The sequence below is a fragment of the Pseudomonas putida genome, from assembly GCF_050990305.1.
Classification (GTDB): domain Bacteria; phylum Pseudomonadota; class Gammaproteobacteria; order Pseudomonadales; family Pseudomonadaceae; genus Aquipseudomonas; species Aquipseudomonas putida_AH.
Window position 1 is genome coordinate 3440388 of record NZ_CP158817.1, and the last position, 13111, is coordinate 3453498.

Annotated in this window: 15 protein-coding genes and 1 pseudogene; 13 read left to right on the plus strand and 3 right to left on the minus strand. The window is 58.5% G+C overall.

Annotated features, from left to right (window positions below; genetic code table 11):
* Positions 1-2 precede the first annotated feature (2 nt).
* Positions 3-1079 (plus strand): bifunctional DNA-binding transcriptional regulator/O6-methylguanine-DNA methyltransferase Ada, encoded by a 1077-nt coding sequence (gene ada, locus ABTV22_RS15480; protein WP_433735385.1) that lies wholly within the window; start codon positions 3-5, stop codon positions 1077-1079.
* A gap of 127 nt (positions 1080-1206) precedes the next feature.
* Here the strand turns inward: ada and acuI are convergent, their stop codons facing one another.
* Positions 1207-2190, minus strand: a complete 984-nt coding sequence (gene acuI, locus ABTV22_RS15485) for an acrylyl-CoA reductase (NADPH) (RefSeq protein ID WP_433735386.1) — start codon at positions 2188-2190, stop codon at positions 1207-1209.
* Positions 2191-2391: 201 nt separating this feature from the next.
* On the opposite strand from acuI, the gene ABTV22_RS15490 reads away from it, so the two are divergent.
* The 8 genes from ABTV22_RS15490 (at position 2392) to ABTV22_RS15525 (ending at position 8607) form a co-directional block, all read left to right on the plus strand.
* On the plus strand, positions 2392-3456 hold the full coding sequence (locus ABTV22_RS15490; protein ID WP_433735387.1) for an NAD(P)H-dependent flavin oxidoreductase: 1065 nt from the start codon (positions 2392-2394) through the stop codon (positions 3454-3456).
* 291 nt (positions 3457-3747) lie between these two features.
* Positions 3748-4515: a molybdate ABC transporter substrate-binding protein gene (modA, locus tag ABTV22_RS15495; protein ID WP_433735388.1), complete on the plus strand. Its 768-nt coding sequence runs from the start codon at positions 3748-3750 to the stop codon at positions 4513-4515.
* Positions 4516-5196: a molybdate ABC transporter permease subunit gene (gene modB, locus ABTV22_RS15500; RefSeq protein ID WP_433735389.1), complete on the plus strand. Its 681-nt coding sequence runs from the start codon at positions 4516-4518 to the stop codon at positions 5194-5196.
* A gap of 3 nt (positions 5197-5199) precedes the next feature.
* Positions 5200-6279 (plus strand): molybdenum ABC transporter ATP-binding protein, encoded by a 1080-nt coding sequence (gene modC, locus ABTV22_RS15505; protein ID WP_433735390.1) that lies wholly within the window; start codon positions 5200-5202, stop codon positions 6277-6279.
* A gap of 74 nt (positions 6280-6353) precedes the next feature.
* The gene (locus ABTV22_RS15510; protein ID WP_433735391.1) at positions 6354-7373 is read left to right on the plus strand and encodes a DNA topoisomerase IB; all 1020 of its coding nucleotides are present in this window, start codon (positions 6354-6356) and stop codon (positions 7371-7373) included.
* Positions 7374-7445: 72 nt separating this feature from the next.
* Positions 7446-7667, plus strand: coding sequence for a hypothetical protein (locus ABTV22_RS15515; protein ID WP_433735392.1), 222 nt, complete (start codon positions 7446-7448; stop codon positions 7665-7667).
* 214 nt (positions 7668-7881) lie between these two features.
* Positions 7882-8115: a hypothetical protein gene (locus ABTV22_RS15520; RefSeq protein ID WP_433735393.1), complete on the plus strand. Its 234-nt coding sequence runs from the start codon at positions 7882-7884 to the stop codon at positions 8113-8115.
* 207 nt (positions 8116-8322) lie between these two features.
* Positions 8323-8607, plus strand: a complete 285-nt coding sequence (locus ABTV22_RS15525) for a hypothetical protein (RefSeq protein ID WP_433735394.1) — start codon at positions 8323-8325, stop codon at positions 8605-8607.
* Between the two features lie 65 nt (positions 8608-8672).
* On the opposite strand, the gene ABTV22_RS15530 is transcribed toward ABTV22_RS15525, so the two are convergent.
* Positions 8673-9338, minus strand: a complete 666-nt coding sequence (locus ABTV22_RS15530; RefSeq protein WP_433735395.1) for a TetR/AcrR family transcriptional regulator — start codon at positions 9336-9338, stop codon at positions 8673-8675.
* Between the two features lie 178 nt (positions 9339-9516).
* Between ABTV22_RS15530 and ABTV22_RS15535 the strand changes: the two genes are divergently transcribed.
* From ABTV22_RS15535 to ABTV22_RS15545, 3 genes and pseudogenes are all read left to right on the plus strand, one after another.
* The gene (locus ABTV22_RS15535; RefSeq protein ID WP_433735396.1) at positions 9517-10353 is read left to right on the plus strand and encodes an NAD(P)H-binding protein; all 837 of its coding nucleotides are present in this window, start codon (positions 9517-9519) and stop codon (positions 10351-10353) included.
* A gap of 104 nt (positions 10354-10457) precedes the next feature.
* Positions 10458-10659, plus strand: a pseudogene (locus ABTV22_RS15540) (hypothetical protein).
* A 325-nt stretch (positions 10660-10984) separates the two neighbouring features.
* Entirely contained in the window at positions 10985-11428 is a 444-nt protein-coding gene (locus tag ABTV22_RS15545; protein WP_433735397.1) for a hypothetical protein, read from the plus strand.
* 15 nt (positions 11429-11443) lie between these two features.
* Here ABTV22_RS15545 and ABTV22_RS15550 read toward each other — a convergent pair whose 3' ends face one another.
* The gene (locus ABTV22_RS15550) at positions 11444-12364 is read right to left on the minus strand and encodes a universal stress protein (RefSeq protein WP_433735398.1); all 921 of its coding nucleotides are present in this window, start codon (positions 12362-12364) and stop codon (positions 11444-11446) included.
* Between the two features lie 259 nt (positions 12365-12623).
* Between ABTV22_RS15550 and ABTV22_RS15555 the strand changes: the two genes are divergently transcribed.
* Positions 12624-13049, plus strand: a complete 426-nt coding sequence (locus ABTV22_RS15555; RefSeq protein WP_433735399.1) for a potassium channel family protein — start codon at positions 12624-12626, stop codon at positions 13047-13049.
* Positions 13050-13111: the final 62 nt, after the last annotated feature.

Here is a 13111-nt window from a genome sequence, read left to right on the forward strand (position 1 = left end):
CCATGACAAGCCAATCGACAAAAATCACCACCGAAAACGATCCACGCTGGGCCGCTGTTATCGCCCGCGATCCCCAGGCTGACGGGCAGTTCGTGTACGCGGTGAAAACCACCGGGATCTACTGCAACCCCAGTAGTCTGGCGCGTTTGCCCAAACCGCAGAATGTCGAATTCTTCGACACCGCCGAACTGGCTCAAGCGGCGGGTTACCGCCCGAGCAAACGCGCGACGAAGGATCAAAGCGATTTGGCCGCCCAACATGCCGCCACGGTGGCCGCCGCGTGCCGTCGGATCGAAACCGCCGAGGAGCTTCCAGCGTTGGACGAACTGGCCCAGGCCGCAGGGTTGAGCCGCTTTCACTTCCATCGGGTGTTCAAGGCGGTCACCGGCCTGACACCCAAGGGCTACGCTGCGGCTCATCGTTCACGCCGGGTACGGGAGCGACTGGCGCACGGAGGCTCAATCACCGACGCCCTGTACGATGCCGGCTTCAACTCCAATGGTCGTTTCTACGAGGCTGCGGATCAGGTACTGGGCATGAAGCCCGCCGATTACCGCGACGCTGGCCAGAACAACGATATACGCTTTGCCGTGGGACAGTGCTCCCTGGGGGCGATTTTGGTGGCGCAAAGCGAACGCGGGGTGTGCGCGATTCTGCTGGGTGATGATCCTCAGCAATTGGTCTGTGATCTGCAGGACAAGTTTCGCCGCGCCAACTTGATCGGCGCCGATCAGGCTTTCGAGCAGTTGATCGCCACGGTAGTGGGTTTTATCGAAGCGCCGGCCCTGGGCCTGGACTTGCCACTGGATGTGCGCGGAACGGCCTTTCAAGAGCGCGTCTGGCAGGCTTTGCGGGAGATCCCGGTCGGCAGCACGGCCAGTTACGCCGATATCGCCCTGCGCATCGGTGCCCCCAAAGCGGTTCGCGCCGTGGCACAAGCCTGCGGCGCAAACAGCCTGGCGGTGGCGATCCCCTGCCATCGCGTGGTGCGCAGCGATGGCAATCTGTCGGGGTATCGCTGGGGGGTGGAACGCAAGCGGCAGTTGCTGGAACGCGAGAACACCACTTCACCCTTGTAGGAGCGAGCGATGCGGCGACCTGACTTGCCCGCGATGGTGGTCAACGTTAACGCTGGGTGCCTGATACCCCGCGAAATTCTGTGGCTCATCGCGAGCAAGCTCGCCCCCAACAGAGATCCACGTACCTTCAGCGATTCACGTCAACCACCACCCTCCCGCGCAATTGCCCTGCCAGCAAGCGCGGCGCCGCCTCAATGGCTTCGCTCAAACCGATTTCGTGACTGATCAGCGGCAGCAGATTGAAATCCAGATCTCGTGCCAGCCGCCCCCACGCCTCTACACGCTTGGCCTTGGGTTGCGTCACGCTGTTGATGCCGGCCAGGGTCACACCACGCAAAATGAACGGTGCGACAGACGCCGGGAATTCCATACCTTGGGCCAGACCACAGGCGGCGACAGTGCCGTTGGCCTTGGTGCTGGCACACGCGTTGGCCAGGGTGTGGCTGCCGACCGAATCGATAACCGCCGCCCAGCGCTCCTTGGCCAAGGGTTTGCCCGGTTCGGACAAGGTGCTGCGATCGATGATTTCAGTGGCACCCAATTGCTTGAGGTAGTCATGCTCCGAAGTGCGACCGGTGGATGCGACCACTCGGTAACCGAGTTTGCTCAGCAGTGCGATGGCGAAACTGCCCACGCCACCATTGGCGCCGGTGACCAGTACTTCACCTTGCTGCGGCGTCACGCCGTTATGCTCCAGCGCCAGGATGCACAGCATCGCCGTGTAGCCAGCGGTGCCGATGGCCATGGCTTGAGCGGCGGTAAATGCCTTGGGCAACGGAATCAGCCAGTCGCCATTCAAACGCGCTTTTTGCGCAAGACCGCCCCAATGCCCTTCACCCACACCCCAGCCGTTGAGTAATACCTGATCACCCGCCTTGTAATCCGGATGCCCGCTGGTTTCGACAGTGCCCGCCAGATCGATCCCCGGCACCATCGGGAACTTGCGCACCACCGGGCTGCTGCCGGTGATCGCCAGGCCATCCTTGAAGTTCAAGGTGCTATACGCCACACGGACCGTCACGTCGCCCTCGGGCAGTTGATCGTCATTGATCTGCTGCAAAGTGGCTCGGTACCCGCTGTCGTCTTTGTTGATCAAAATGCCTTGAAACATGACTGCCTCCGGTGCGTTCACTGATTGTGATGGGTATTTAAATACCATATCGCAAAAAATTCCCGTACTCGACTTTAAGCCAATTCATCGAACCCGATGTTCGGCTTGCAAGAGGAAACATGACTGGCCTCGGATCAGTCATGCTGCTACAAATTTGTCTCTACGGTCACCGCCCGGTTTCACCCTCGGAGAGCACCCTACATGAGCCAATGGCCAGACACTCGCATTCTTGATCTGCTCGGGATCGAACTGCCGATCATCCAGGCTCCCATGGCGGGCGCCACCCAATCTTCGATGGTCATCGCGGCAAGCAACGCCGGCGGCCTGGGTTCGATGCCCGCGGCCATGTTGAGCATCGAGCAATTGCGCGAAGAGTTGAGGGTCATCCGCCAACACACTCAGCGCCCGATCAACGTGAATTTCTTCTGCCATCAACCACCGCCCGTTGATGAGCAACGCGCCCAAGACTGGAAGCATCTGCTGGAGCCCTACTACCGTGAACTGGGTGTCGATTTCGAGGCCCCGACGCCAGTGTCCAACCGTGCACCGTTCGATGCCGCTGGCTGCGACGTCATCGAGGAATTTCTCCCCGAAGTCGTCAGCTTTCACTTTGGCCTGCCGGAGCAATCCCTGCTGGACCGGGTAAAGGCCACCGGGGCAAAGGTGCTGTCATCGGCCACTACGGTCGAGGAAGCCGTCTGGCTTGAGCAGCATGGCTGCGATGCGATCATCGCCATGGGCTACGAAGCGGGTGGGCACCGCGGGATGTTTCTCAGCGATGACCTGAGCAGTCAGGTCGGCACCTTCGCCCTGGTGCCACAGATTGTCGATGCAGTGAAAGTGCCGGTGATCGCTGCTGGCGGTATCGCCGATGCTCGGGGGGTCGCGGCGGCATTCATGCTGGGGGCTTCGGCGGTGCAAGTGGGGACGGCGTATCTGTTCACGCCGCAAGCGAAGGTCAGCGCGTCGCATCACAAGGCGCTGCGCACCGCGCAGGAAAGCGAAACGGCCATCACCAATCTTTTCACCGGGCGCCCGGCACGGGGCATTCTCAATCGGGTGATGCGCGAACTGGGACCGATGAGTGCCATGGCTCCAGCGTTCCCACTGGCCGGTGGCGCACTGATGCCGTTGCGGGCCAAGGGCGAAGCGGATTTCAGTAACCTTTGGGCCGGGCAAGCGTTTACGTTGGGGGTTGAATTGTCGACTGCGCAATTGACCCGAAAGCTAGCCGAAGAAGGCCTGGCGAAATTGCTTGGCCGTTGAACAAGCGAATAACTAGCGGCCGGGCAGATATCTGTGGCGAGGGGATTTATCCCCGTTGGGCTGCGAAGCAGCCCCAATACCTGCAACTGCGGAGAACCCGGCATACAACCAGATTGCTTTACGACTGCTGCGCAGCCGAACGGGGATAAATCCCCTCGCCACAGTCAAGTGTTTGCATCCTAGATCCAAGCACAGCCGGTACAACACATTCCGTTTGCAGGCATTTCGCTATATATTCAGCTACATAACGAATCACCCCCTCGTAACACCTGCCTATAACGGAGCCGTTTCATGACCATTCGTGCCTCACGTTTTGCCCCGACTTGCCTGGCGACTTTGATTGCTGTGTTCGCCTTCGGTTCTGCCCAGGCAGACGAAGTCCAGGTGGCCGTCGCCGCCAACTTCACCGCACCGATTCAGGCCATTGCCGCCGATTTCGAAAAAGACACCGGCCACAAACTGGTGACCTCGTTCGGCGCGACCGGTCAGTTCTACACCCAGATCAAGAATGGCGCACCGTTCGAGGTGTTCCTCTCGGCAGACGACACCACCCCGGAAAAACTGGAAAAAGAAGGCGACACGGTCAAGGGCTCGCGCTTTACCTACGCGGTCGGCACCCTGGCGCTGTGGTCCGCCAAGGAAGGTTATGTCGATGCCAAGGGCAAAGTACTGAGCGATAACCAGTACCAGCATTTGTCCATCGCCAACCCCAAAGCGGCGCCTTATGGCCTGGCGGCAACCCAGGTGCTGGCCAAAGAAGGCCTGACCGACAAGGTCAAGGACAAGATCGTTGAAGGCCAGAACATCACCCAGGCCTATCAATTCGTGTCCACCGGCAATGCCGAGTTGGGCTTCGTGGCCTTGTCGCAGATTTACAAAGACGGCAAAGTCACCAGCGGTTCGGCCTGGATCGTCCCCGCCGCCCTGCATGATCCGATCAAACAAGACGCAGTGATCCTCAACAAGGGTAAAGACAACCCGGCCGCCAAGGCACTGGTTGATTACCTCAAAGGCCCGAAAGCCGCTGCTGTCATCAAGTCTTACGGTTACCAACTCTAAATGACGCTCACCAGTGCCGATTTTTCCGCCATCTGGCTGACCCTGAAACTGGCGTCCCTGACGACCGTCATCCTGTTGGTGATCGGCACACCACTGGCGTTGTGGCTCTCGCGCACCCGATCCTGGTTGCGCGGCCCGGTCGGGGCGTTCGTCGCCCTGCCCCTGGTGCTGCCACCCACGGTGATTGGTTTTTACCTGTTACTGGCGCTCGGCCCTCACGGGTTTATCGGCCAGTTCACCCAGTCACTGGGGCTTGGCACCCTCACTTTCAGTTTTGCCGGGTTGGTCATCGGTTCGGTGCTGTACTCGATGCCGTTCGTGGTTCAACCGCTGCAAAACGCCTTTTCCGCCATTGGCACACGCCCACTGGAAGTGGCTGCGACCTTGCGCGCCAATCCTTGGGACACGTTTTTCAGCGTCACCCTGCCCTTGGCCCGCCCCGGTTTCATCACGGCGGCCATCCTCGGTTTCGCCCATACCGTCGGCGAGTTCGGTGTGGTACTGATGATTGGCGGCAACATTCCTGACAAGACCCGCGTGGTGTCGGTGCAGATCTACGATCACGTCGAAGCCATGGAATACGCCCAGGCCCATTGGCTGGCCGGGGCGATGCTGGTGTTCTCCTTTGCGGTACTGCTGGCGCTTTATTCCAGCCGAAAAACCAAAGCGGGCTGGAGCTGATCGATGATTCAAACGCGCCTGAAGCTGAGTTACCCGGGGTTTGCCCTGGACGTCGATTTGCAATTGCCCGGTCGTGGCGTCACTGCGCTATTCGGTCACTCGGGCTCGGGCAAGACCACCTGCCTGCGCTGCATTGCGGGCCTTGAACGAGCCGATCGAGGCTTTGTTCAAGTCAACGATGAAGTCTGGCAAGACAGCGACCAGAATATTTTCGTCGCACCGCATAAACGAGCCTTGGGTTACGTGTTTCAGGAAGCCAGTTTGTTCCCCCATCTGTCGGTGCTGGCTAACCTGGAATTCGGCCTGAAACGAATTCCCAAACAGCAGCGTCGGGTCGACATGGCCCACGCGACCGAATTGCTGGGCATCGGCCACCTGCTCGATCGCCATCCGCAGCACCTGTCCGGCGGTGAAAGGCAGCGCATCGGCATTGCCCGTGCCCTGCTCACCAGCCCGAAGCTGTTGTTGATGGATGAACCGCTGGCAGCGCTGGACGCCAAACGCAAGGGCGAAATCCTGCCTTACCTGCAACGTCTGCACGACGAACTGGATATCCCGGTGCTGTACGTCAGTCACTCCCAGGATGAGGTGGCACGGCTGGCCGACCATATCGTCCTGCTCAGCGACGGCAAGGCGCTGGCCAGCGGCCCCATCGGCCAGACCCTGGCCCGCCTGGATTTACCGCTGGCGCTGGGCGATGACGCTGGCGTCGTCATTGAAGGTCGGGTCAGCCGCTATGACACCGACTACCAGTTGCTGACCCTGCAACTGCCTGACACGCCTTTGAATATTCGTGTGGCGCATACGCCGATGACACCGGGCCAGGCCTTGCGCTGCAAGGTTCAGGCGCGGGATGTGAGCCTGAGCCTGCACAACGCAGAACACAGCAGCATCCTCAATCGTCTACCCGTCACCGTGGTCAGCGAAATGGGGGCCGACAACGCCGCCCATGTGCTGGTGCGCCTGGATGCGGCGGGAACACCCTTGCTGGCGCGGATCACCCGATTCTCCCGCGACCAGTTGAATGTGCACCCCGGGCAACAACTCTGGGCTCAGATCAAGGCGGTGGCCGTTCTGGCGTAAAGACATCGGCACGACTGCGCTGGCGTGGGGTCAATGGCTTTAACCACCCCAGATCTTCGCCCAGGACAATCGCCATGCCCGAAGCGCTGCCGCCCGACCTGCATTACGTCGATGACACGCTGCCTGGTATCACCCGCAAGAAACGGCGCGGCAAGTTCTGCTATTTCGACCCGTCCGGCCACCGCATTACCGACCCTGTCGAAATTCAGCGCATCAACGCACTGGCAGTGCCACCGGCCTACACCGATGTGTGGATTTGCAGCGACCCGCGCGGGCATCTGCAAGCCACCGGTCGCGACGCTCGCGGTCGCAAGCAATACCGCTATCACCCGCGCTGGCGGGAAGTTCGCGACAGCGACAAGTATTCAAGGCTGCGGGATTTCGGATTGGCCTTGCCGAAACTGCGCACGCAACTCGAAGCGCTGCTGGCAGCGCCGGGGTTCAACCGAGACAAGGTCATGGCCACTGTCATCACCTTGCTCGACGCCACGCTGATCCGAATCGGCAATACGCAATACGCGCGGGACAACCGCTCGTACGGTTTGACCACCTTGCGCAGCCGTCACGTTGAAATCAACGGCAGCGCGATCCTGTTTCAGTTTCGCGGCAAAAGCGGCATCGAACATCAAATCACCGTGAAGGACCGTCGGCTGGCGCGGATTATTAAACGTTGCCAGGACATTCCCGGACAAAACCTCTTCCAGTACCTTGATGAACACGGTGAGCGCCACACCATCACGTCCGCCGACGTCAACGGTTATCTGCAAACCCTGACCGGCGCGGACTTCACCGCCAAGGACTACCGCACCTGGGCCGGCAGCGTCCTGGCACTGGCGATGTTGCGTACATTGCAATGGCAACCGGAAGCCGAAGCGAAACGCCAGGTCGTGGAAATGGTAAAAAGCGTCGCCCGCCAGTTGGGCAACACGCCTGCGGTGTGCCGCAAGTGCTACATACATCCGGCGGTACTCGAAGGGTTTGCGCTCGGTGCACTGGCCGGATTGCCCAGGCCGAGAGCGCGAAAAGGCCTGCGTGCCGAAGAAGTCGGGCTGGCCTTGTTACTGGAAAAGTTGGCGAGTGAGCCGACGAATTGACCTGCCTATTTTTTGCACGATTACAAATGACTTCTATAGTTGATCTGTACACGAATCAGCCGCGGTGAAGCCATGGAAGACATATTCGTCGTGAAGCGTTGCAACAAGATCATCATTCATGGCCGACGCGCTGGAGAAACCGGTCATCCCGCCCCTGAAGCCGCCGTCTGGTACCGCATTGCCGATACCCGCACCAACGGTTTCATCGGTGACGGTTACGATCTTGAGGACGACGCCCAACGCATTTGCCGGCAGCTGAATGCCAGGTCACAAGTAACGGCCCGCCAAGGCTGATGAGCCTTCACGGGCCTTTTACGGGCCTATACTGAAAAGATCTGAAGGACCAACGCTTCATCATTGTAGGAGCGAGCATGCTCGCGATGGACTAAAGAACGACGTGTGCAGTCTGTCGGCACACGTCATCGTTAGCGACCCATCACAAGCAATCGAGCATCGTCGGCTGCTCCTGCATATGCCCTGCCAGGTGTCTTCAACGGAGGTGTTTCCCATGTCCGAAAAAGAGTCCATCACCACCCTGCTCACCCTGCTCGATTCCCGTCAGGTTCGCCTGGCTGCGGCGTGCAAGGAGATTGCTGACTGGGTCGATCATCAAGGCGGCGGACACCCGACTGCCCTCAGGATTCGCGATCGCCTGAACGAAATCGAAAAGGATACCCCGATCATCCGCAATACCTTGTCATCGCTCAAACCCATCGATCGGCCGCTGCCACGGTTCAGATGAGTCGATCCGGACAGTTGATGCGAAGAGTCGGTTTGCCAGCGCAGGCATGATCGGCGACGAATTCGTCACCGAGCGGGTGCCTGCCCGACAGCTTCATGCTTGTCCCCCGCCCGGCCAGATGCCGGGATTTTTTTGCGCCGAAGAAAATAACGAACGTCACCTGGCCACGGGAGGTCAAACGACCACACGTCACAAGGAGACGTCCCAATGGTCACTCACTTCAACGTCAGCGGGCACTTGGCCTGCGGTCACAAAGGCAGCAATCTCGTCTCGACCCGCGAACTCAATCGGGTCAAATGCAGGAGCTGCCGAAATACCGACGCCTACAAAGAGGCACGTAAAGACCAACGCAACGCCGCTCGCCGCGCCTCACGTAAAGCCCGAGCCACCCGATCCGTTGCTGATTGGCGCCAAGCCTGGACCGAGCGCCTGACCGCCCTGCCCGGCCTGCAAAGATTGCCCCGTGGTTTTACCGGCCAACCTTTCGTATAGGCAACCGCTTCGGCGGTTGAGTCGAGAGGATTCGATTTAACCGCCTGAGGCTTGCCAAGCATCCGTCACTCAGGCGTTGTGTTTGTGCAGGCTGGCTGCATGATCTCGCGCACCGACATGCGCCTGAACGCCTCGACCAAATCACGCCCCTCCTGAGGCCCGCAGGAGATCGCCAGGCGCATGGTCGCCTCACCCAGATGCCAGATCAGAAACGCCGACTCCCGAACTTGCTGCGCATCGCTGTGCGGGTAAACCCGCAGCATCGCCTCGGCCAGTATCCCGCCAGCAATGCGACTCTCCTCCAGTTCCAGCGATAACAACTGCTTGTCCGCTTGCATGCCGGACCAGATATCGCGCATCGCCGGCGTCGCCAAAACGATCTCGTAATACTGATCGAGCAAGCCCGAATAGGCCGCTTGCAAGCCTGACACATCCTCGACCGCACCCAGCGCCTGCTCGATACAGCAGCGGCTTTCCATGTTGTAGCGCTCGGCCAATGTGCGAATGACCGAGCTTTTGTCGGGAAAGTACTGGTACAGAGAGCCGATCGAGATCTCGGAGCGCTCCGCGATTTCACTCATCTTCAGCTGATCGCTGCCCTTGGACGCGATCAATTGCGTCGCCACGCAGAGAATGCGCTCCTGGCGTTCGCGGCTGCGTTGTTGCGTGGGATTGCGTCGAGTGGGTTCTTGACTCGAATCCTGGAGTACTTCTGTGGTTTTCCTGCGCACGGTCGCACTTCCCGAACTAAAAACATGACGTTAACTCACCTTAGCACCGCCAGCCCCCGCACCCAATAGGCCATGACCGTATGTCGGGATCCATTTTCCATTGATTGACGACAGAACATGAGGGTTTATCATCTTTTAAACGTGAGCATTACTCACATTATCAGTGGAGATGAACGCGATGAACAGTAATCAGCAAACCATTCTGGTCCTCGGCGCCAACGGCAAGACCGGACGTCGTATTGCTCAAAGACTGCAGGCCTGCGGCCACAACCTGCGCCTGGGTTCCCGTGGCGCCACCCCGCCCTTCGATTGGGAGGATCGGTCCACCTGGGCGGCGGCCCTTGAGGGTGTTCAAGCGGCGTACATCTCCTTTCAACCGGACATTGCGGTACCTGGCGCCCTTGAAACGATCCAGGCGTTCACGGATCAGGCTGTCAAAAACGGCGTCGGCAAGCTGGTGCTGTTGTCGGGACGTGGAGAAATGGAAGCGCAACAGGCCGAGCACGTCGTGCAGAACAGCGGTGTCGACTGGACCATCTTGCGCGCCAGCTGGTTCTGCCAGAACTTCAGCGAAGCGCATTTCCTCGAACCGATCCTGCAGGGAGAACTGGCACTGCCGGTAGGCGACATCGCAGAACCTTTTGTCGACGTCGAAGACATCGCCGACATCGCAGTTGCCGCGCTGACCCAACCGGGGCATTCAGAGCAACTTTATGAATTGACAGGACCGCGAGCCCTGACCTTTGCCGACGCCGTAGCCGAGATCGCCCGGGCGACCCAACGCGATATCACTTTCCTCGCCATGCCGCCAGACGCCTATCGTGCTGCGTTGGAACAGGAACAATTGCCATCCGAGTTGATCGATCTGGTGTTGTACCTGTTCACCACCGTGCTTGACGGGCGTAACACACCACTGACAGATGGCGTCCAACGCGCACTTGGACGACCAGCGAAAGACTTTTCTGATTATGTCCGCCGTACAGCGGCAACGGGGGTCTGGGGCAAAGTGGCTTGAGCGCCGACGTGCTGCACTGGCGACAATCGACTTCCTTGGCTAGGGTCTCATTCGTATTGAACTGCGGCGCCTTTATTGGCAGGAGCCTGATCAAGGAGGGAGAGATGTCATCCATTCGTCGTGCCGAGCACACCTATCGCCAGTGGTCCAGTCCGATCCTGCTCGAACTCAAGGAGCGAGAGCATCAACTGGACCCATCAGACCGGCAGGCTTTACAAAATATTTTTGCTGGAACGTAGGTTGATAAACAGCGGCAATTCCAACGGCAGTGAACGGCGCAAGACTGAATCGTTCACGAGTGATTGAATCGACCCAAGCAGTAACACACGCGTGTAAAAAGCCCGGCGTCCAGCGCCGGGCTTTTCAATTTCCCATTCGTCAGGCACTCAGTAACTTTGCCTTTAAGCGGCTTCGAACCCCGGTGACGATAGGAAGAAACAAGCGGATAGTGGATCTGAAGGCTAAGCACTGCCGCGCAGCGAACAACGTTTTTTTGATCCCACCGGACACTGCTTGCCATTGGGATCTTTTGCTTGCCTGCGATGCAGTTGGCACCCTTCATCCACATCCTGGGCTAGTCTTTCAACTCTAAAATAGAATTGCAGATCATTCCTTTTAAGAGTAACTGACCGTGAAAGGCGGATTGATTGGGGTTGCTGTCGTCGTGACACTGATGGGTGGCTTGACGTACGGATTAAGCACCTGGGAAGCCAACAAGACCCAGCGACAAGATGAGCTGTGCAAGGTCGCGCAAGAGCGCCTCAAGAGCATAGAGATCCAGGCGCGGGCCATGGCTGCCGGCTTGTCTGTCAAAGACTACGCCGAAGCGGAAAAAGCCGAAGTGGGCAAGCTCATCAACGCGTTGGATACCGCTAAAACCAACGAAGAAGTCGAATCCGTCATTTCGCAGCACTCCGCCACGGTGCAAGCACAAGTCGCAGCAACGGATGCAGAAGTGAAGTCGCGCGGCGATCAACCCTTCCTTGGACAACAGCTCAAAGAGCAGCGAATCACTACGGACGTCAAGCAAGAAATCCAGCGTGCCGAGAAAGCCGTCAGTATTGCCTGCAAATGATCGACAGTGCCTCGTTCAGCTTGAAGCGAGCAACGGTTTGACGACCATCAAACTGCACGGTGCCTGGTTCAATACACTTTCAGCCGTAGTCCCCATAAATGCGTCATGGCCGTCGTGATAGGCGGTGCCGAGTACGACCATGTCAAAGGCATTGTGTTTCGCGAAAAATGTGATGACCTTATGGGGAATGCCCGTCAGTGAATGCCGGCGTGTATTTTTAATGCAGTAGCGCTCGGCAAGCACATCGAAAGCCTCTTGCTGGGCATCCTGAACCGCCTCCCTCAAACTGTCATCAAGACTGCCCGTCGGCACACTCCGCGACGCGTCGCTCATGACTGACCAATGGCTGACGTTAAGTACATGCAGTGCGGCACCACAACTGGCCGCTAACGTCGAGGCCAGATCGAGTATGCGATCATTGAGCCCCTGCGTGAGCTCTTCCAGATGAGACAAATCAATCGCCGCCAAAATTTTCAATGGCTTGGGATTTACCTCACTGGTGACCAAATGTAGGTGGGCTGGACACTCGCGCAACAGTCGCCAATCCAGCGGACGGTGGAAGGCTCGGTCCAGCGCCGGAACATGATGGGTATCCTTGATAATCAAATCCGGATGGAAGTCATTCACATACTCAAGCAAGTGGGCAAAGTTCGACTTCGTCCAAAGTACTTCCGTAGTCACCTGCATTCCGATACCGCGCTGCAACCGCGCCTGCTGCTCCAACCATTGGCGGTGCACCTGCAGATATCCCTCCCGTGCCTGTGCCATCGAATCGTGGTCAAGCAAGCCGGCGACCGCCAGTGCTTGAACATAATCGAATGCGACGATGTGCAAGGTCGCACCGGTCGCACACGCCAAGGCACGCGCTCGGGCGAACGCCGGCGTCAGGGTCATTTCGCTTGGCGCTATCAATAGAATGCGTTTCAGTTTGAGCATCGAATGCTGCTCCTTCAAACCTTATTCGAGTATCCGGCGTTATCCAGCGGCAGCTCTGATTTTTATCAATTAAGTCGCAGGCAGCATGGCTGTCAGATCAAGCGGCCCTTGTTGATATACCTCAACGATTTTCCCGTCCCAAGGCGTAGAAAGCATTGACCGGCAATCACATCAGCGACTTCGCCATGAATGGCTCATGCGCGCGCAACACAGATCGGTGAGCGCTTGAGCCTCAGCCCGTCATCATTGGAGATTTGCCATGCTGGTCGTCATGCTGATCAATACACTGGTGGTCGTCATGACGGTAGTGATCCACTACGAATGCCTGTTACGTCTGAATGATTGGTTGCCACGGCTAAAGCTGTGGAGCCGCTTCAGGATTGTTGTCGGCGTATTTGGCGCCCTGCTGGCCCACGCGATAGAGGTCTGGTGCTTCGCGTTGGTGTATTACCTGATGGTGCACTCCGCTGGATGGGGCAGCCTGACGGGCAACTTCGACGGCTCATTGATGGACTGCGTGTACTTTTCCTTCACGACCTACACAACGATTGGCTTCGGCGATATTTCGCCGGAGGGCAACCTCAAGTACCTGACCGGTTTGCAGGCCCTGACCGGGCTGGTAATGATCACCTGGACCGCATCCTTTCTGTTTCTGGAAATGCAGAAGTACTGGAAGCGCAAATAATCCTTTGTCCGGTGCGTATCGGACTCAATGTCGACTCGAGGGCGACCTCCACACGCACCGAC